Origin of the sequence: Streptomyces typhae (genome assembly GCF_009755605.1) — a bacterium.
GTDB classification, from domain to species: Bacteria; Actinomycetota; Actinomycetes; order Streptomycetales; family Streptomycetaceae; genus Streptomyces; species Streptomyces typhae.
Genome location: NZ_WPNZ01000015.1, coordinates 23,815 through 43,868, shown reverse-complemented (window position 1 = coordinate 43,868; position 20,054 = coordinate 23,815). Strand labels below are relative to the sequence as shown.

The following is a 20,054-nucleotide window of genomic DNA, read 5'->3' as shown; positions in this document are numbered from 1 at the left end:
ATCGAGGTGTCGGCCAGGGGTCGGCCGGCGCCACGGGGGTTCTCGCCCAGGTGCCTCGGCCGTCCCGGAGGCCGTTCCGTCACAGCGATCGAACGGGCCCTGCGGGGCTCAGTCGGGGGAGATACTCATGCGCATCAAGCAAGCCGTCGGCGCCGCGGTCGGCGCGACCGCGGCAGCGGTCGTCCTCACCACGGCGGCCACCACAGCGGCCGCGGCCACCACGGAAGCCGCGGCGACCACAGCGACCGAGACCACAGCGACCGACGCGGGCAACTGGCCGCCGCCCCGCACGACCACCACCGAGGACGGCAACTGGCCGCCGCCGTTCGCCACCGCGGAGGACGGCAACTGGCCACCGCCGTTCACCACCGCGGAGGACGGCAACTGGCCGCCGCCCCTCACCACCGCCCACGACGACAACTGGCCGCCGCCGCGCCGGTGATGACGAGTCAGCGCGGGTGAGCCCGAGCCGGTGCCGTCCGCCCCTTGTGGGCGGGCGGCATCAGCGTGCCGGGTTGCCGGCGGGGGCGAGCAGGGCGCGTACGTGTGCGGCCTCGGGGCTTCCGATGCGTTCGAAGAGGGAGAGCGCCTCCTGCCAGCAGGTGTGCGCACGCTCCTGCTGGCCGAGCAGCAGCAGCGTCCGGGCGAGCAGGGAGAGCACAGCGGCGAGCCGCCGGTCGCCGCCGATGTCGCGCAGCAGGACGAGGGCCCGGTCGGCGTGCGCGGCGGCCACGTGTGCGCGCGAGGCGGCCAGGTGGGCGGTCGCCATGCGGAAGTGGGTCATGCCGATCCAGTACGGCTGGCGGCTCTCCTGGAAGATGACCAGGCCCTGGCGGAAGCGTTTCAGGGCTTCGTCGTAGCGGCCCGCCTCGTGCAGGGCGAGACCGAGGGCGTAGTAGCCGTTGGCGAGCCGCAGGGTGGCGCCGAGCCCGCGCCACAGTTCCACGGACTGCTCGGACGCGGCGATCGCCGCCTCGATCTGCCCGAGGCCGAGTTGGGCCCGCCCCAGGTTCATGAGCATGGCCGTCTCGCCGTAGCGGTTGCCGTCGGCCCTGAAGGCGCTCAGGGCCCGGGTGAAGCAGGCGGCGGCTGCCTGGTGGCGGCCGTGGAAGATGGCGAGCAGGCCGAGGAGGTTCTGCGCGTAGCCGAGCGTGAGCGCGTCGTCGGCGGCGGCACCGAGGGTGTGGGCGCGCTCGGCCTCCTCACGGGCCCGCTCCACACGGCCCGCCAGATGGTGCACTTGGCCGAGAACCACCCTGGCGCGGCCCTCGGTGCGCGCGTCGCCGCCGCGCCGGGCCTCCTCGGCCACAGCTGACGCCGCCGACGCGTACGTCTGCCGGTGGGCGCCGGACTCCATCAGGTCCTGCGCCACGAGCAGGACGTCGGCGGCCATGGGCGCGAGTTCCGCTTCCGCGGCGCACTGGCGTACGGCGGCGAGCAGCGCGGGCCCCTCGGAGAACAGCCAGTCCAGGGCCTGTTGGCGGCCGGTGAAGGGCAGGGCGCGGCGAGCGGTGGGCGCCAGGTGTGCGACCAGGCGGTCGCCGGGGTTCTCCAGGACGTACGCGTGGCAGGCCGTGGCGAGGTAGAAGCCGAGCAGGCGGGACAGCGCGGCCCCGCGGTCCCCGGCCGGGTCCGCACGCAGGGCGCGGTCGCGGGCGAAGAGGCGCAGCAGGTCGTGGTAGTGGTAGCGGCCCGGGGCTGCGGACTCCAGCAGACCGGTGTCGACCAGGGACTCCAGGAGCCGCTCGCTGGTGTCCTCGGTCTCGTCCAGTACGGCGGCGGCAGCGGCCAGCGAGATGTCGAGGCCGTCCGGCAGCGCGAGGCGCCGGAAGGCGCGGGCCTGCGCGGGCTCCAACTGGCCGTGTCCCAGCTCGAAGGTGGCGTCGACGGCGAGGTCGCCGAGGCGCAGCTGGTCGAGGCGGCGGCGTTCGTCGGCGAGCCGCCCGGCCAGGGTGGACACCGCCCAGGCGGGGCGTGCGACCAGGCGCGCCGCGGCGATGCGGATCGCGAGGGGCAGGTAGCCGCAGGCGGCGACGGTCTCGCGGCAGGCGGCGGGCTCGGCCTCGGCGCGCGGGGCACCGACGATGCGCGCGAACAGGGCGAGTGCCTCCCGCTCGGTCATGACGTCGAGGTCGAGCACCTGGGCGCCGGGGACCGCGACGAGCCGGGCCCGGCTTGTGATCAGCACGGCGCAGCCGGGGGCGCCGGGGAGGAGCGTGCGCACCTGGGCCTCGCCGTGCGCGTTGTCGAGCAGGACGAGGACGCGGCGTCCGGCCAGCACCGACCGGTACAGCGCCGCGCGTTCCCCGTGGTCGTCGGGCAGGGCGGAGTCGGGGACGCCGAGGGCGCGCAGGAAGGCGCCGAGGACGTCGTGGGGCCTTGCGGGACGGGCGCTCTGACCGAGGAGGTCGGCGTAGAGCTGGCCGCCGGGGAAGTGGCCGCGGACGGCGTGGGCGACCCGTACCGCGAGGGTGGTCTTGCCGACGCCGCCGAGTCCGCGCACCGAGGCGATGGCCATCACCCGGCCCGGGTCGCGCAGGAGTTCGCGGCGCAGTTGGGCGGCCGCGGCAGTCCGGCCGGTAAAGTCGGCGAGGTCCGCGGGGAGTTGCGCCAGATGTGTCGGCTGGACTGGCTGGTCGTCCTCGCCGCGGCTGCCGGGGGGCGGGGCGAGGCCGGGGTCCGCGTGCAGGACGCGCTGGTGCAGGGCCGTCAGTTCGGGTCCCGGGCCGACGCCGAGTTCCTCGTCGAGCATGCGGCGGGTGTCGGCGTACACGCCGAGGGCCTCGCTCTGCCGTCCGCCGCGGTAGAGCGCCAGCATCAGCAGGGCGCGCAGGCCCTCGCGCAGCGGGTGTTCGGCGGTGAGCGAGGTCAGTTCGGAGACGGCGTCGAGGTGTCCGCCGAGTTCGAGGTCGAGGGCGAGGCGGTGTTCGAGGAGGGCGAGGCGCCATTCGGTGAGGCGGGAGCGCTGGGCGTCGGCGAAGGGCCCGGGGACGCCGCCGAGGGGCTCGCCGTTCCACAGGGCGAGGGCGGCGCGCAGTGCCTGCCGTGCGCGGTGCGGGTCGTGGGCGGCGCGGGCCTCGGCGGCCTGCGCCTCGTGCCGCTCGCACTCGGCCAGGTCGAGGGACCCGTCGGGCAGGTCGATGGCGTAGCCCCCGGCCTCGGAGACTAGGGTGCGGCGGCCGAGGGCCTTGCGTAATCGGGAGGCGTAGGTGCGCAGGGCGGGGAGGGCCTGGGCGGGGGGCGCCTGGCCCCAGATGGCGTCGATCAGTTCGCTCGCCGTCGCGGTGCGTCCGGCGCGCAGCAGCAGCGCGGTCAGCAGGGCCCGTTCCTGGGGGCGGCCCTCGGGCAGTGCCTCGTCGCCGCACCATACCCGTACGGGTCCGAGCACCTGGAAGCGCAGCGGGGGGACGGGGCGCCGGGTGTCGCGGGCCGGGGCGGTGCCCCGTGCGGAGGTCCCGTCGGGGGCGGGGGGTGCCTGGCGGTGCGCGGGAAGGGCGAAGCCGAGTTGTTCCAGCGGCATGCCGAACATCTCCTCAAGCACGCGCTGGCTCGCGGGGCGCGGGCAGGGCGGATCGGGCTGCCGCCAGCGGTGCAGCTGCCGTGCGGTGATCAGATGCGGTTCGCCGAGGCGCCGTGCCGTGGCCTCGTACACGGCCATGAACACCGCTGGCTGCTGCCACCGGTGCCGGGCGCACAGCCGGGCGAAGACCGACTCCCGTGTCGCCATGTCCGCCTCCGGGCTGTTCTCGGGCCTGTTCCGGCCTCTTTCCGACAGGCGGCTCAACCTAGCGGGCGTCGCTGTGGGGTCACAGATGTCGTACCGGACGAAAAGTCCGGCCGAAAGTCCGATGCGGCGGCTGCGAGCCCGGTCCCGGGGCGGGGCCCACCACGCCGTTTCGACGGCGGAGCCGTCTCGCGGGCGCGTTCATCGGACGGACAGCGCGCGGAGGCGTCCTGGTGAGCGGGCCGGTGTTCACTCTTACTCGTCCGGCTCATCGGCGCCCGAAGCGTAAGGGCTGCTGGGGCAGCCGGGGCTCAAGGGCGAAGAGGGGGGAGGACGGACCGTGACGGCAGTGAACGCGAGCGGCCTCGCCGCGGGCCTCGGCTCCGAAGTCGGCGCAGAATGCGGCGCGGACGTCCACGCGGACCCCGGCGCAGACGTCCACGCGGACCCCGGGGCAGACTTCGGTGCAGGCCCCGGCGCAGACGTCCACGTAGACCCCGGGGCAGACTTCGGTGCAGGCCCCGGCGCAGACGACCACGCAGACCCCGGGGCAGACCCCGGCACAGACCCCGGCGCAGACGACCACGCAGACCCCAGCGCAGACCCCGGGGCAGACCTCGGCACAGACGACCACGCAGACCCCGCCACAGATGACCACGCAAACCCCGGCACAGACCCCGGCGCAGACGTCCACGTAGACCCCGGCACAGACCCCGCCACAAACGACCACGCAAACCCCGGCCAAGGCCTCCGCCCGGTACGAGGCAGGGCAAGCCGCCGATCCGGCCGGCTCAGGGTGGCGCTGGGTCGTCCTCGACGACACGGCGCCTCGGCGTCTCGGGGCCGGGCGCCGGCCTGCACGGCGAGAGCGACCGCCGGCTGCGGCGCGGAGGGCCCTCCTCTCCCCCGCAGGTGTCCCTCGCCCCCTCGCGGCGCCACGGAGCGCGGGGCCGCACCACGAGTTCCCGGGCCGGGCACGCCGCGAGCCGAGCTCGCGCGGGCCCGTCGCCCCGGGACGTCCGGGCACGGTGACGGGGGGCCGTGCGCGGGCGACTGACCCGGATTCCGGGTGCCGGCCCCAGCCGGGCTTCCGGGACCAGGCTCCCGGGATCGGGCAGCCCGGTCAGGCACCCGGGACCGGGCGGCCGGGCGCGCGCTTCGGACCAGGCGCGCGCCCGGTCCCCCACCCGTCTGTCCGTGGCAGCCGCGCCCGGGGGGCCGCTTCAGCCCGCCGGGGCACTCCACGCCGCCCGCAGCGCCTTCTTGTCCACCTTGCCGACCTTGGTCGTCGGCAGGCGGTCGAGCAGGGTCGTCCCGCGCGGCGTGTACAGGTCCCCCAGCTCGGCGGTCACCGCCGCGCCGACCTCGGCCGGGTCGACGTCGGTGTTCCCCGCGGTGGCGAGGAAGACGTGGACGGCCTCGCCGTACTCCTCGTCGGGCACGCCCAGAGCCGCCGCGTCGCGCACGCCGGGCAGGGTGAGCAGGAAGTCCTCCAGGACCCGGGAGTACACGTTGTCGCTGGTGCTGCCGGTGACGATGATGTCCTTGGCGCGGTCGACGAGATAGAGGTGGCCCTCGGCGTCGAGGCGGCCCACGTCCCCGGTGCGCAGCCAGCCGTCGTGTAGGGCGGCCGCGGTGCGCTCCGGGTCCCGGTGGTAGCCGAGCATCACCGTCTCGCCCTTGACGCACACCTCGCCGACCTGTCCGGCGGGCAGTGCCGCCGTGCCGCCCTCGGCACGGATCTCGATCTCGACGCCGGATATCGCGCGCCCGCAGCTGCTCCAGAGCTCGGGCCGCCGGGCGGCCCCGGAGGCGAGGTCGGCCGCGCCGAACGCGGTGATGCCGAGCGCCTCCGACTGCCCGTAGCCCTGGCTGAGCACGGGCCCGAAGACGTCGACCGCCTGCTGGAGCCTGCGGGGCGAGCAGGCCGCGCCGCCGACGACGATCCGCCGCAGCGCGGGGAGCGCGCCCGGTACGCACTCGGGGTGGTCGAGCAGCCCGTACAGCATGGGCGGTACGAACATGGTGGCCGTGACGCGCTCCTCGCGCAGCACCGACAGGGCCGCGCCCGGCTCGAACTCGGGCAGCACGACCAGGGCTGCGCCCGTCACCAGGGCCTGGATCGACGTGAGGTGGCCGCTGCCGTGCGTGAGCAGCGTGGCGGCGAGGACCCGGTCCGTGCCGGGCGTCATGGGCGGGAAGAACCCGGGGCCGGAGTCCTGCTGGTCTTCCTGTGCCAGGTCCACCAGCGTGTCGTACAGCCGGTGGCTGTGCGCGGCGAGCTTGGGGCGGCCCAGGGTGCCGCCGGTGTAGAGGACGGTTACGGCCTCGTCGGCTCCCGGGGCGGGCACGGCATCGGGGCGCTCGTCGGGGCACTCGGCCGCCAGCGCGAGGAGGTCCGGGCACTGCCGTGCGCAGGGGCCGAGGCTGAGCAGCGCGGGTGCGTGGACGCTGCGGACCGCCGCGTCAGCGGCCCGCTCGGCGAAGAGCGGGTCGGTGACCACGGCGCGTGCCCCGGACTGCTCGACCAGCGCGGCGAGCTCGCCGGGGCCCGGCTCGGGCGGCAGGAACACGACGCGGCAGCCGATGAGGTGGACGGCGAGCTGCACCAGGACGGAGTCCACGCGGTTCGCGAGGAACAGGCCCACGCCGTCGCCCGGCCCGAGGCCCTGCCGCCGCAGCGCGTGCCCCAGGCCGAACAGCCGCCGCCGGGCCTGCCCGCGGGTCAGCCGCTCCGCCCCCTGGACGAGCGCCTCGGTGTCCTCGTCCCGGTTCCAGTGCTCCAGGACGTGGTCCACGTACGTCCGTGGCCGGAAGGTCCCCCGGGCTGCTTCCGATCCCTCCCCCGGTGCTGTCCCCGGTTCTGCGCCTTGCGTGTTAATGATCATGGACACATGCAAACATGCCGCTCGGGGGCGCTCACCCCGCAGGGGGCGAATTCGGCCACTGAGCAGCGGAGTACCATGCCCCGCCCGGCATTCCGGCGCCTAGTGATGCTGCTCCGCGTAGTGCGCGCGGAGCAAATCGGTGCCCCAGTCGTGGCGGAGGTGGCGCCAGACGGAGTGGGCGTGGTCGCCGTCGTCCTGGGTGTTGTCGTACTCGATGAGGAAGTCGGGCGCCCGGACGCAGTAGTAGTGCCGGTCACCGGGCACGAGGCCGCCCGCCCAGGCGAAGGAGAGCGTGTCGAGGCCGCGCCGCACGGCATCGTTCCAGCACTCCCGCGCGTACACGGCGGGCGCGCGGTCGAGATAGCGGCGCACCAGGCGCTCCAGAAGCTGCTGCTGAGGAGTCGTCATGTCTGCGTACGGCAGACCGCCGGGCAGCAGGGCGGGGTCGGCGAACGGATCGGCGCGGGTCAGGATGTCGTCCGGGGGCGTGGCGGCGAACACGGCTTTCGCCCTGCGGCCCGCGCCCAGGTCCGTGACGAGTTCCCTGGCCAGGTCCTCCTCCGGGCCGAGCAGTCGCCGTCCGGCCTGCGGGCCGTCCGGGACGCGCGCCGGTTCCGAGCCGACGAAGTGCGGCGTCACCCGTATCCCGGCCGCCGTGACGAGTACGTGCACGGCGAGGTGATGGCCGTTCAGGCGCCAGGCCCAGGGCCCTTCGCCGTCCGGATCGCCGAGCAGCCGCACCCAGTAGCGGTCGGGACCCGCGGCGCCGACCGCGGTGCGGCGGTACCGCTCGACCTCGATCGCGCCGCGCGCAAGGTCCGCTCCGGGCGCGCTGTGCGCCGTGGCGAGCAGCACGTCGACAGCCTCGCGCTGGTCGCCGCCGAGGCCCTCGGTGCAGAGGCCGGGGCGCGCCCCCGGCAGGTACGTCCACTCCCGCAGTTCGGGCGCGTCCAACCGGGACGGTCCCGCGCGCAGCTCGCGCACCTGCTCCGGTTCGAGCAGCGAAAGCAGCGCGCGCACCGCCTCCCGCATCTCCGCGACCGCCGCTCGCACTTGGTACCCGCTCACCGTTCCTCCTTGTCGTCCTTGGCGTCCTTGTCGTCGGCGGCGGCGTCGTGGGCGTCGCGGGCGCCCCCTCCGACGCCCCGCCGTCCGCCCCGACACCACCCCGTCGTCCGCTCCGGCGTCCGCTGTCCGCTGCGGCGTCCGCTGTCCGCTGCGGCGTCCGGCGTCCCCTTCGACCCCGATTGCGCGCGCTTCAGTGAACCTGCACATCGAATGTGCACCCCCGTCACGTCATTCCATCCTCACACCTCGCGCAATTCCCTGCATCGACCACGCGCCACGCCCTTTGGAGGGAGAGCGTCCGTTTTGGTGGAAGCTGTCGTTCCGGGGATTCCATTTCCTCCTGTGAATCTTGTGAAGGAGCTGCCACCGCGCGGTGAACCCGCCTGCACGCAGCGGTTATGCACTGGCAAGGCCACGGCGGGGCTTCGCTCACCCAGGTGGATGTACGAGCTGCGAACATGCTTTGATCCTGGCCGCCGCGGAATCCGCAGCGCGGGTTCCGCGGTCTTGAAGGACCGGAAAGACCTTTGCACCATTCATGAGAAGGGCAGCTCACACCATGAACCACACCCCCCAGGTCGAGACCCTCGAGATTTCCGACGCCGACCTCGACAACGTCGCCGGCGGCCTCGTCTCCGGTGTCGCGGGCAACGTCACCGGCACCGTCGACTCCATCGCCCCGGTCTCGGGCGTCGTCGGCGGCGTCGTCGGCACGGTCGAGGGTGTCACCGGCGTGAACACCGGTGCCGTCACGGGCCTGGCCTCCGGCCTGACCGCCGGTCTCTGAGCCTCCGCTCACCGGCACACCGGATCCGTGCGCCCCGGAGCCCCAGGTTCCGGGGCGCACGGCCGGCACCGGCACCACCGGCCAGGCACAGCGAGGGAAGCGTTCCGTGCAGTTCCGCCAACAGGCCCTGTCCAAGCTGCGGTCGCCCGAGGAACTCGACGTGCCGGTGCGCCACGCCCGCCCGCAGGGCCTGCTCGTGCTCGTCGTCACCGTCCTCGTCATGGCCGCCGCGGGCGTCTGGGCCGTGACCGGATCGGTCTCCTCGACGCTCCGGGCGCCCGGAGTCCTCACGTACGGCAAGGGCAGCTACGTCCTGCAGAGCCCCGTCACCGGACAGGTCACCCGCGTACGCGCCGACGAGGGCGAACACCTCACCGCGGGCGCCCCGGTCCTCGAAGTCCGTACGGACCGGGGCGACAAGGTCGTCCGCGTGCTCGCGGCGGGCCGCCTGTCCACGCTCGTGGCGAGGATCGGCACGGTGGTCACCACCGGCGCCGACGTCGCGACCCTGGAACGCGTGACCGACACCGACGACCCGCTCCACGCCATGTTCTACGTGCCCGTCGACAGCGCGGCAGGCGTCCCCGTCGGCGCATCGGTGGATCTCACCGTCCAGACCGTGCCCGCGGAGCGGTACGGGACGCTGCGCGGCCGGGTACAGGCCATCGGGCGGACGGCGCAGAGCAGGCAGCGGATCACCGGCTTCCTCGGTGACAAGGAACTGGCAGGACGGTTCACGAGGGACGGGGCGCCCGTCGCCGTTCTCGTACGGCTCGACAAGTCCTCGCGCACCAGGTCCGGTTATGCCTGGTCGACCTCCGGCGGGCCGCCCTTCGCGCTCACCTCACTGACCCCGGCCACCGGCGCCTTCCACCTCGCCGAGCAGCGCCCGATCGATTGGCTGCTTCCGTGACCGCACCCCTCCCCTCATCTCCCTCTCCCTCCTCGTCCCCCTCTTCCTCCTCGTCCCCCTCTCCCGCGGGCCCCTCGCGCCGACAGCCGCCGCCCGGGGGCCGACGCCGCCACCGCCCGGAACCCCCGCGGCGCGGCCGCCGCCGGGCGCCGCGTCCCACGCCGAGGCGGAGGCGGCCGCGCACCGTCCGTACACCCACCGTCCTACAGATGGAGGCCGTGGAGTGCGGGGCCGCCGCCCTCGCCATGGTCCTCGCCCACCACGGACGGCACGTCCCCCTGGAGGAGCTGCGCATCGCGTGCGGAGTGTCCCGCGACGGCTCCCGGGCGAGCAACGTCCTCAAGGCGGCGCGCGGCTACGGCCTCACGGCCAAGGGCATGCAGATGGAACCCGCCGCGCTCACCGAGGTCGAGGCGCCCGCGATCCTCTTCTGGGAGTTCAACCACTACGTCGTCTACGACGGCACGGGGCGCCGCCTCGGCCGCCGGGGCGTGTACATCAACGACCCGGACAAGGGCCGCCGCTTCGTGCCCGCCGACGACTTCGACACCAGCTTCACCGGTGTCGTCCTGGTCCTCGAACCGGGCGCGGACTTCCGTCCCGGAGGCCGCAGGCCCGGCGTCCTCAAGGCACTGCCCGCGCGGCTGCGCGGCACCACGGGCACGATACTCGCCGCGCTCCTCGCCAGCCTGCTGCTCGTCGCGGTCGGCGCGGCCCTGCCCGCGCTCAGCCGGACGTACATCGACCTGTTCCTTATCGGGCGGCAGACCTCGCTGCTGGGCGCCCTGTTCGCGGCGATGGGCGCGGCGGTCGCGCTCACCGTCGTCCTCACCTGGCTGCAACAGGCGAATCTGCTGCGCGGCCGCATCATCTCCTCCACCCTCGGCAGCGCCCGCTTCCTGCGCCATCTGCTGCGCCTGCCCGTCACGTTCTACGCCCAGCGCAGCCCCGCCGACCTCGTACAGCGCCTGGCGTCCAACGACGCGGTCGCCGAGACCCTCGCCCGCGACCTCACCGCCGCCGGGGTCGACGGCGTCGTCGTCCTCCTCTACGCGGCGCTGCTGTGGACCTATGATCCGCAGCTCACCCTTGTCGGCGTCGGCGTCGCCCTGCTGAACGTCGTGGCGATGCGCGTCGTCGTACGGCTGCGCGCCACCGGCACCCAGAAGCTGCGCGCCGACAGCGCCAAGCTCACCACCACCTCGTACACCGGGCTGCACCTCATCGAGACCATGAAGGCGACCGGAGGCGAGGACGGCTGGTTCCGGCGCTGGGCGGGCCAGCACGCCACCACGCTGGACGAGCAGCGACGCCTCGGGGTGCCGAGCGCCTGGCTCGGTGTGGTCGCGCCGACCCTCGCGACGCTGAACAGCGCGCTGATCCTGTGGATCGGCGGTCTGCGGGCCGTCGAGGGGCAGTTGTCGGTCGGGCTGCTCGTCGCCTTCCAGGCGCTGGTGACCCGCTTCACCGCGCCCCTGACCCGCCTGAACGGCGTCGCAGGACGCGTCCAGGACTTCGCCGCCGACGTCGCCCGCCTCAAGGACGTCGAGAACTTCCCCGTCGACCCGCTCTACTCCCGTACCGCGACGGCGACGAGCACGCGGCGCCTCAAGGGCCACGTCACCCTCGACGACGTCACCTTCGGCTACAGCCCCCTCGACAAGCCGCTCCTGACGGGTTTCTCCCTGTCGGTCGGCCCCGGGCAGCAGGTCGCGCTCGTCGGCGGCTCCGGCAGCGGCAAGTCGACCGTGTCGCGGCTGCTGTCCGGGCTCCACAGCCCGTGGGAAGGCACCATCCGCATCGACGGGCAGCGGCTGGAGGACATTCCGCGCGGCGCGCTCCGTGCCTCCGTCTCCTTCGTCGACCAGGACGTCTTCCTCTTCGAGGGCACGGTCCGCGACAACGTCGCCCTCTGGGACCCGTCGATTCCCGACGACGCCGTCGTCGCCGCCCTGAAGGACGCCTGCCTGTACGAGGTCGTGGCCCGCAGGCCCGGCGGCATCCACGGCCGGGTCGAGCAGGACGGGCGGAACTTCTCCGGCGGGCAGCGCCAGCGCCTGGAGATCGCGCGGGCCCTGGTGCGCCGCCCGAGCGTCCTCGTGCTCGACGAGGTGACCAGCGCCCTCGACGCCGGGACCGAACAGGTCGTCATCGACAATCTGCGCCGCCGCGGCTGTGCCTGCGTCGTCATCGCGCACCGCCTGAGCACCGTGCGCGACAGCGACGAGATCGTCGTCCTGGACCACGGCCGGATCGTGGAGCGCGGCCGGCACGAACACCTCGTCGCCGCGGGCGGCCCCTACGCCCACCTCGTCAAGGAGCACTGAGGTGGCCACCGCACCCCAGCAGCACGGGTACTCCGCCTCCGCGGACGACACGGTCGCCGCCGCCTTCGGCGCCCTCGGCACGCCGGTGGACTGCGCGGAGCTGCGCAGCGTGCACCTGGAGGGTCCGCAGGTGCTGTGGCTCGTGGCGGCGGGCGCGCTCGACCTGTTCGCCGTCGACGCCGCGCAGCAGGGACACTGGCACTACCTCGGCCGCGCCGAACCGGGCACCCTGCTCCTCGGCCCCGTCGAGGGCCCCCAGCACACCCTCGTCGGCCGCCCCCTGCACGGCTGCGTGCTGCGCCGGATCCCGCTGCGCGAGCTGTACCGCCCCGATCAGGGCGGGAGTTGGCCGTACGAGGAGCGGTACCCGAGCCGGTACGACACCGAGGACGCGGCGTTGAGCCTCCTGGAGCACGCCTTCGCGCTCGGCATCGGACGCGGCCACCAGGTCCTGTTCGAGGCGCCGCTCGACGGGCGCGGCACGGGCGCCGTGCCCGGCGTCCCCGACGACGCCCCTGACGGCGCCGCCACCGACGACGTCCTGTGGATGCCGGTCGCCCCGGGCAGCGTGCGGTACGGCGCCGCCTACAGCGCGCAGGCCGCGGGCGATCTGCTCGTGGACGCGGCGCTGTGGCAGCGCATGGTCAACCAGCAGTACCGGCTCCTCGCCGCCCTCGACCGCTGGATCGAACGTCTGGAGCGGGCCCACGAGGACCGTACGGCGGCCGGTATCAAGGCGGGCAAGAACGTCCGTGAGCAGGCCGACAGGACACTGATCGCCTCCATGGGCCGCTCGGGGGCGCGCGGTGCGCGGGCCGCGGAGTGCCGTGGAGGGCACGACGCCACGTACGCGGCCTGCCGTCTGGTCGCGGAGGCGGCGGGCATCACGCTCGCCGCCTCCCCGGAGAGCGCGGCGGGCGGCGGGGCGGGCGACCGGACCGACCCGGTGGAGCGGATCGCGGTGGCCGCCCGGGTCCGTACCCGCGCGGTGCGGCTCGACGGCCGCTGGTGGCGCGAGAACGCGGGTCCGCTGGTGGGGCACCGGGCCGCGAGCGGTGCGCCGGTGGCCCTGCTGTGGCGTCGCGGTGGCTACGAGTCGGTGCACCCCACGTCCGGGCGGCGCGTCCGCGTCGGCGCGGACAACGCAGGCGGGTTTGCACCGCGGGCCGTCATGTTCTACCGCCCCCTGCCGGACGGGGCGTCGACGCTCTGGCGGCTCGCGCGCTTCGGCCTGCGCGGCAGCGGCGGCGACGTGCGCCGGCTCGCCCTTGCCTCGCTGCTGACGGTCGCGATCGGCGCGCTGGTGCCGATCGCGACCGGGCAGGTGCTCGGAGTCCTCGTGCCGAACGCGGAGCGGGACCTCATCGTCCAGGTGTCCCTGGCCGTCATGGTCTCCGGCATCGTCTCCGCGGCGTTCACGCTGCTCCAGAACCTCACCGTCCTGCGGATGGAGGGACGCATGGAGAGCACGCTCCAGCCCGCCGTCTGGGACCGGCTCCTGAGGCTGCCCACGCGCTTCTTCGCGTCCCGCTCGACGGGGGAACTGGCGAGCGCCGCGATGGGCGTCAGCGCGATCCGCCGGGTCCTGTCGGGGATCGGTCCCGTCGCCCTGCAGGCCGGTTCGATCGGCGCCATGAACGTGGTCCTGCTGCTCGTGTACAGCGTTCCGCTCGCCCTGGCCGCGCTCGCGATGCTCGCCGTCGTCGCCGCCGTCCTCCTCGCCCTCGGCCTGCGTGAACTGCGCTGGCAGCGCCGCCTGGTGGAACTGGGCAACAAGCTCAACAACCAGGCCTTCCAGACCCTGCGCGGCCTGCCCAAGCTCCGTGTCGCCGGGGCGGAGAGCTACGCGTACGCCGCGTGGGCCGGGGAGTTCGCGCGCAGCCGGGGGCTCCAGCGGCGCGCGGGGCGCATCAAGAACGTCACCACCGTCCTGAACGCGGTGTACCTGCCGCTCTGTACGCTCGTCATGTTCGTGCTGCTCGCGGGACCGGCCCGCGGCAGCCTGACCGCGGGTGAGTTCCTCACCTTCAGCACCGCCGTGACGATGCTCCTCACCTCCGTCACGCAACTCACCGGCGCGCTGCTCTCGGCGGCCGCGGTGCTGCCGATGTTCGAGCAGATCAAGCCGGTGCTCGACGCGGTACCGGAGGTGCGCACCGGGAGCGCGCAGCCGGGCGAGCTCCAGGGCGCCGTCGAGGCGCGCTCCGTGTCGTTCCGCTACAGCGACGACGGCCCCCTGGTCCTCGACGACGTGTCCCTCACGATCCGCCCCGGCGAGTTCGTCGCCGTCGTCGGACCGAGCGGTTGCGGCAAGTCGACGCTGCTCCGCCTCCTCATCGGCTTCGACGAGCCCGTCGCGGGCAGCGTGCTCTACGACGGCCAGGACCTGTCGGCCCTGGACCAGTCGGCGGTGCGCCGCCAGTGCGGCGTGGTCCTGCAGAACGCGCAGCCGCTCACCGGCTCGATCCTCGAGTGCGTCTGCGGCGCGGAGTCGTTCACACAGGAGGAGGTGTGGGAGGCCGCCGCGATGGCGGGCCTCGCCGAGGACATCGAGCGCATGCCGATGGGCCTGCACACGATGATCTCCGGCGGCGGGGCGGTCTCCGGCGGCCAGCGCCAGCGCCTGATGATCGCCCAGGCCCTGATCCGCCGCCCCCGCGTCCTCTTCTTCGACGAGGCGACCAGCGCCCTGGACAACGAGACACAGCGCACGGTCATGGACAACACCCGCGCCCTCGACGCCACCCGCGTCGTCATAGCCCACCGCCTCTCCACCGTCATGGACGCGGACCGCGTCGTCGTCATGACGCAGGGCCGCATCGTGCAACAGGGCCCACCCGCGCAGCTGTTGGCTGACACGGGTGGACACCTGCACGAACTGGTACGACGACAACTGCGGTGAGGCGCCGGGGCTTTGCCCGAAGTGAGCGGTGGGGCCACACTCCGCGCGGGCGGCTGCCGATGAGCGGGGGCGCGCCGCCGGGACGGCCCGGCGGCGCTCCTGCGTGTTCGGATCCGGCCGGTCTAGTTGACGACCGTGAGCTTCGTCGGCCATCCCCTGCGGTCGGCGGTGGCGAAGAGGTTCTTGATGTCGGAAGGACGGAGCTTGATGCAGCCGTTGGACTTGTAGTCCGAGGGGCCGTCCCAGCGGGTGGGTTCGGTTGCTCCCTGGCCGCCGTTGCGGGTCATCTCGCTGTGGATGAACAGATCGTTGCGCAGGGTGCCACCGGGGCACCGCTTGTCCGAGATCTTGATGACGTAGCCCTTGATGAGGCTGCCGTTGTAGCGTTTCGCTTGGAACTGGACCGTGTAGGTGCCGTTGGGCAACCAGCCCTTGAAGCGGGTGCACGAGTTCCTGGTGACACCGGAGCCGGCACGGTACTTCTTGATCACCTTGTCCGGTCCTGAGGCGCGCTTCATCAGGTACAGCGCCGAGTTCGTCTGATTGCGCTGGTTCTTGTCGAACTTCAGGTAGTGGCTGCCGGCTGCCGCGGGTGCCGCTGACGCCGTCGCGGCGGGCGTGGTCGCGCCGAGCATCAGCCCGCCGGCGAGAGTGGTGATCGCCACAGATGTGGCTGCGGATCGTCGGACGATGGCCATGATGGGCACAGTGCTGCTCCTCCTGTGTGGCCGACGGCGACCGCTGCGGCCGCCGTTCGGACTCCAGTAGTCCAGCGGCGCCCGCCCACCGGTAGCCTGCTCCGGCGCAGGGCTGGCCGGGGCGCCCGGCGGTGGTATCGACGGGGCGGATCTCAGCCGCTCAGCCGCAGCGACAGGTCGAGGTGCTGTTCGGAGAATTCGAGATAACCGGCTTGGACCAAGCCGTGCAGGACATCGGGGCGGATCACGGAAGGCGGCTGCGGAAAGCCGAGGATCTCGGCCTTGTGGCGGGCTCCGTCCAGCCGCACCCGGACCGCACTCGTCGAAATGCCGAATCTGCGTGCGACTTGCTTGAGAGGAACCGGCACGGGGCGGAGTTCCGGCGGCCAGGCCAGAAATTCACGGAAGACCTCACGCAGCGCCGCTTCCTCGCGCGGAGTCAGCGGCGGGGGCAGGTCGCCGATTTCCGTGTACGCATCCACGCAGCCCACGAAATCCACATCGCGCTTTCCGCCCCCTTCCAGGAGAGCCCAGCATTCCGTGTCCGCACCACCGACTATTCGCACAGCCACACGCGGCTCGAAGAAAACTCTCTCAAGATGGCGGATGCGTCGCGGCGGCATACCCCAGATGTGCAGTTCAACGCCGTGGCGATGCTCCGGACGAAGTCGCCAGCCACGGTGCGCGGCAGTGATGACCAAGGCACGTCGTGACACCCAGGCATCGGCCGGTCCCACTCCTGCCAGGATGTCCCCCGACCGCCCCACCGTCAGCGACTCCCGGCACGCCAGTGGAATACTGTCGCGTAACCGGACCACCCCGGCGGTGCGCTCGACCATACGAATCAGTCGCTGTGCCATGACTGTCGCCTTTCATGGAGCTCGGACAGCTGCGCAAGAATCTGTACGGCAGGACAGCGACCTACGTCGTCGATTTCCGATGCGCCGCTGCGGAGATGACAATGTAGCAGCGGAAAATCGACGGAAAGGATTTCAAGGAACCAGGTTGACAACATCCTTTGGGTCTGTGTAATGACCCGACTGGTTCGGCGCTCAGTGTCCGTGCGTTCTTGTTCAGTGCCGGTGCGTCCGTACCGTGGTGATCTGAATGAGCCGGATGTGCCCGCCAGGGATGATCACGTAATCCGCGTCCGAGGGCTGCGGCTGTTCCGCGTCCGCGGGATGGATCACGATGGGGTGGTGGAGGGCCACGTCACGGAAGAAGGGGTCCCGCTCGTCGGAGACCATGTGGCCGCTTCCGTGGACCCGGGTGCCGTCGTCCATCAGGATGTGCACCTCGGGGTCGGCCTCGCCACGGGAGGGTTTGAGGAGTTCCGACCACACGGTCCCGGGGGCGTTCGACCAGGTGCCGCCGTTGCGGCGGCCGCGGAGCTCGCCGAGGGCCGCGCAGGCGAGCGTACTGACGGTGAGGGCCAGGATGCCGGAGCGCGCCAGGTGCCAGGGGTGCGCGCGGAGGTAGGCCCCGCCGGACGCCGCGCCTTCAAGGGTGGCGAGGCCGGGAACCGCCTCGGCGAGCACCAGGACGCCAGCCACCGCGGCCAGCGTCCCGAAGGTGCCCACCGCGAACAGTTCCGTGATCTCGCGGGCGGCGCCCGGTCGCTCGCGCAGGCTGTGGCGCTCGTAGCGCACCAGGTAGAGATGGCCGGGCACTGCCACGAACAGCAGCGCCAGGAGCCCGAGCAGCCCCGAGGGCACGGGCCGGTCAGGCGGACTGCGGCGGGGCGGAGGGCGGGCCCGGCGGCGGAGGCGGGCGGTCCGCGGGAGTCCACTTGCCCTTGGAGACGCCGAGCGGTGGGTCGGCCGCGTCCGGGTCGTCCTTCTCCGACCGCGCGGCGCTCGGGGCGGACTCGGCCTGCTCGCTGACCCCGCCGCCCCCGTCGGCCTCATCGAACTCGTCGAACTCGTCGCGCAGCGTCCCCGCCGCTTCTTCCGGTGTCGGTGTGCTCTCCGTCATCGTCGTCCCCCAGGGGTCTTGAGTCATGGGTCATGGGTCATGGGTCATGGGTCATGGGTCATGGGTCATCGAGCTCCATAGGCCGTGATCCCGGCCCAGTTTCCGACCTGCCGTGGCGCGTCGTCGGCGTCCAGCAGTTCCACGGCGGTGCGCCGGGCAGCCTCCAGCGGGGCGCGGCCCGCCGCCCGGTGGGCGAACCACGTCAGGGAGTGGTGGCTGGCGAGTCGTGAACGCACCGGTATCGGGCTTGCGAGCACGAACGCGGCGCCCGCCTCGTGGAAGGCGTGGACCAGCGCGTTGGCGACGTCTCCGGCAAGTTCCAGGGGCTGTGGCGCCGACGGGGGCGGCCCGGCGAGCGCCCCGTGCCCGCCGCCGAGGTCGGCCGCCGCGCGGAAGCTGGTGCTGCACGCGGTGAGGACGACCTCCTCGAAGCACATGCGCCCCATGAGGATGTCACCCGTCTCGACCTCGCCGTCGGTCATCTGCACGCCCGCGCGCAAGGGCGCCCCCGGGTTGCGGACGCCGTGCGTGGCGATCTGCAACACGGCCGTCCGGTCGGCAGGCGGCGGACCGGAGTCCAGCAGGGCCCGCAGGGCGGCGGTGTCGGCGGCCTTGCCGACGACCGGATCCCCGAGCAGCCTCTCAGGCCCCAGGAATCGGGCCAGGACCTGCACGAGCCGGCCCACCTGCGGGATCGGCACGCTGCCCGCGGGAGGCTCGGTCACTCCCAGCAGGGCCACCTGGAGAGGCAGATCGGTCCGGTGGTCGAGTGCCGGTACGCAGGCCAGGTTCGGGACGATGCCGAGCGCGGTGTCCCGGACCAGATGGCGGCCCCTGTGGCGTACCACCGTCCAGGGAAGAGCGTGCAGGCGGCCGTGCGGCGACAGCAGGCAGGTGCCGCCGGCCGCGATCTCGTCGGCCAGCGCCGTCGGGACGAGATCGGCGAGCCCGATTCCGTTGCGGCCCCAGAAATCCAGTTCCTCGGGGGGCTGCACCGGTGCGTCGAGCATGCGCTGGTACGCGTCGAGGGCACGGCGGGTGCCCTTGGCGAGGCGGCGGGTCCCCATCCGCAGGCAGCCGTCCGGGGTGGCCAGGAGCGCGAGGACGGCGCCGGGACGTTCGTAGAGGCTCAGGGCGACGCAGCGGCCCCTGCCGTCCGGTGGGCCGCCTCCGTACGCCGCCAGGTAGCCCGTCAGCGTCGCCGGGTCGAAGGGTGGATCGTCCCTGATCAGATGCCAGCGGGAGTCCACCGCGCGGATCTTGAGGAGCAACGCGGCCCGCTGTTCGTACAGCCGGTGGGCCTCTGCCATCGAACCCCGGCCCTCGGCTCGGGTGATCGCTCCGGTCAGCTCGGCGAAGCGTGCCCTGTCCGGGCCGCCCCGCTCGTCCCGCACGGCAGGACCGGCCGAGCGCGCCAGGGAGAGGCGGGCGGAGAAGGCCCGCGCCTTCAGCAGATCGGTGACCACCGCGGCCAGGCGCGCGCGGCCCGACTCCTCGGCGACAGCCAGCGCCTCCTCGAACACCGGCCTGCGGTACCGGAGATGGAGCGTGTCGAAGCGGTGGCCCAGGGGCACCCGCAGTACCCGGTCGAGGGCACGGGCCGCCCGCAGGTACGCCTGTGCCGCGCCGTTGCGGTTCCCCAGAGCGCGATAGGCCCTGCCCCGCTCGGCCTGCACCATCGCGTCGTGGGAGGCGTCAGGGCGGTCCGCCATGAAGGTCTCGGCACGGTCGCACCAGGTGAGGGCCTCACGGTGGCGGCTGGACTGCCGGGCCGCCTCGGCTCTCATACGGCAGTACACCGCGCCGCGGGCCAGCCGCAGATGGGCGCGCATCGATGTCAGGTCGCTCCCGCCGGGGGCCTCGAACAACGGCGCGGCAAAGTCGAGGTAGCGTCGCGCGCGCTCCGTCTCCCCCTGGTCCAGCGCGACGCGGGCCAGCTGGACGTGGCCGGCCTCCGGCAGCCCGGACGCCGTGTGGAGCGGCATCAGCAGCAGGTACGCCTGTTCGGCCGCCGCCGGATGGCCGCTGTCCCGCAGCGCGCCCGCCTTGGTGTCCAGGATCTGGTGGTAGACGGCAGAGGCTTCCAGAGCGTGCGCGAGGGCCGCCGCGCCGCCCCCGCGCCGTGCGAACTCCTCTTGGAGGCGGCGTGCCGCCTCGTCGTCGGTGGCGAGCACCGGCCCCTCGGGGAGCAGGCCAGCGAGCTCGGCTTCCAGCGGGGCCAGGACGTCGAGGGCGGTGTCCGAGTCGTACAGCTGATGCAGGGCCGCGGCCCGCAGCGCGCGCAGATCGCCGTGCGCGTAGTCCGCGAGGGCGCCGGCCGGGGATGCGCACGGCAGCCGGTCGGCCTCGTCCACCAGGGCGAGCGCCTCGTCGGCTCTGCCTGCCCCCAGCTCGTACTGCGCCCTGCCCGCCAGATGGTGCCGCAACTTGTCCGGCCCCACGAAGGGGGTGAACTCATCGGCAGCGGCCCAGTGGGACCTGACCTGCTGATACGTCCAGCCCCCGGTTTGCCGCACGGTCACCTCGCGGCCGTACGCGTCGAGCAGCACACCGGCGACGTCCGCCTCCGTGTAGGGGACGGGAGTGGCGGAGCCGGCACCCCGCCGGGCCGCCACCAGTGCCAGCCGTCCGTGCTCGACCAGTCGCGCGAAGAGCTGCCCGGTCGGCAGCCCGGCGCCCGCTGCCCGCCAGTACTCCATCGACAGTTCCCAGCAGCGCGCTGCCGGGTCGTGGTCCTCCACCCGGTATCCCCCGATCACCCAGAGCAACCACC

Annotated in this window: 13 protein-coding genes; 5 read left to right on the top strand and 8 right to left on the bottom strand. The window is 73.3% G+C overall.

The annotated features are described in order from the left end of the window. The first annotated feature begins 127 nt into the window (after nucleotides 1-127). Nucleotides 128-442, top strand: a complete 315-nt coding sequence (locus GPA10_RS25840) for a hypothetical protein (protein WP_157167599.1) — start codon at nucleotides 128-130, stop codon at nucleotides 440-442. Nucleotides 443-502: 60 nt separating this feature from the next. Here GPA10_RS25840 and GPA10_RS25835 read toward each other — a convergent pair whose 3' ends face one another. From GPA10_RS25835 to GPA10_RS25825, 3 genes are all read right to left on the bottom strand, one after another. After that, on the bottom strand, nucleotides 503-3,727 hold the full coding sequence (locus GPA10_RS25835) for an AfsR/SARP family transcriptional regulator (RefSeq protein WP_246259756.1): 3,225 nt from the start codon (nucleotides 3,725-3,727) through the stop codon (nucleotides 503-505). Between the two features lie 1,220 nt (nucleotides 3,728-4,947). Next, nucleotides 4,948-6,522, bottom strand: a complete 1,575-nt coding sequence (locus GPA10_RS25830) for a class I adenylate-forming enzyme family protein (protein ID WP_343041325.1) — start codon at nucleotides 6,520-6,522, stop codon at nucleotides 4,948-4,950. 189 nt (nucleotides 6,523-6,711) lie between these two features. Continuing rightward, nucleotides 6,712-7,680 (bottom strand): DUF3500 domain-containing protein, encoded by a 969-nt coding sequence (locus tag GPA10_RS25825; RefSeq protein WP_343041324.1) that lies wholly within the window; start codon nucleotides 7,678-7,680, stop codon nucleotides 6,712-6,714. Between the two features lie 559 nt (nucleotides 7,681-8,239). Between GPA10_RS25825 and GPA10_RS25820 the strand changes: the two genes are divergently transcribed. The 4 genes from GPA10_RS25820 (at nucleotide 8,240) to GPA10_RS25805 (ending at nucleotide 14,609) form a co-directional block, all read left to right on the top strand. After that, nucleotides 8,240-8,467 (top strand): hypothetical protein, encoded by a 228-nt coding sequence (locus tag GPA10_RS25820; RefSeq protein WP_058847580.1) that lies wholly within the window; start codon nucleotides 8,240-8,242, stop codon nucleotides 8,465-8,467. 106 nt (nucleotides 8,468-8,573) lie between these two features. Continuing rightward, on the top strand, nucleotides 8,574-9,380 hold the full coding sequence (locus GPA10_RS25815; RefSeq protein WP_343041323.1) for an HlyD family efflux transporter periplasmic adaptor subunit: 807 nt from the start codon (nucleotides 8,574-8,576) through the stop codon (nucleotides 9,378-9,380). Beyond that, a complete protein-coding gene (locus tag GPA10_RS25810; protein ID WP_343041322.1) occupies nucleotides 9,377-11,707 on the top strand; it encodes an NHLP family bacteriocin export ABC transporter peptidase/permease/ATPase subunit in 2,331 nt (776 codons plus the stop codon). Before GPA10_RS25815 ends, GPA10_RS25810 begins: the two co-directional genes overlap by 4 nt. A 1-nt stretch (nucleotide 11,708) precedes the next feature. Next, a complete protein-coding gene (locus GPA10_RS25805; RefSeq protein ID WP_343041321.1) occupies nucleotides 11,709-14,609 on the top strand; it encodes an NHLP bacteriocin export ABC transporter permease/ATPase subunit in 2,901 nt (966 codons plus the stop codon). A 122-nt stretch (nucleotides 14,610-14,731) separates the two neighbouring features. On the opposite strand, the gene GPA10_RS25800 is transcribed toward GPA10_RS25805, so the two are convergent. From GPA10_RS25800 to GPA10_RS43775, 5 genes are all read right to left on the bottom strand, one after another. Continuing rightward, the gene (locus GPA10_RS25800; protein WP_157167596.1) at nucleotides 14,732-15,307 is read right to left on the bottom strand and encodes a L,D-transpeptidase; all 576 of its coding nucleotides are present in this window, start codon (nucleotides 15,305-15,307) and stop codon (nucleotides 14,732-14,734) included. 152 nt (nucleotides 15,308-15,459) lie between these two features. Continuing rightward, a complete protein-coding gene (locus GPA10_RS25795) occupies nucleotides 15,460-16,167 on the bottom strand; it encodes a hypothetical protein (RefSeq protein ID WP_157167595.1) in 708 nt (235 codons plus the stop codon). Between the two features lie 213 nt (nucleotides 16,168-16,380). Beyond that, the gene (locus GPA10_RS25790) at nucleotides 16,381-17,022 is read right to left on the bottom strand and encodes a DUF6338 family protein (RefSeq protein WP_157167594.1); all 642 of its coding nucleotides are present in this window, start codon (nucleotides 17,020-17,022) and stop codon (nucleotides 16,381-16,383) included. A gap of 7 nt (nucleotides 17,023-17,029) precedes the next feature. Then, nucleotides 17,030-17,308 carry a hypothetical protein gene (locus GPA10_RS25785; RefSeq protein ID WP_157167593.1) on the bottom strand — a complete coding sequence of 93 codons (279 nt, stop codon included), beginning with the start codon at nucleotides 17,306-17,308 and terminating at the stop codon, nucleotides 17,030-17,032. Nucleotides 17,309-17,346: 38 nt separating this feature from the next. Then, nucleotides 17,347-20,040: a CHAT domain-containing protein gene (locus GPA10_RS43775; RefSeq protein ID WP_198351705.1), complete on the bottom strand. Its 2,694-nt coding sequence runs from the start codon at nucleotides 20,038-20,040 to the stop codon at nucleotides 17,347-17,349. Between the last annotated feature and the right edge of the window lie 14 nt (nucleotides 20,041-20,054).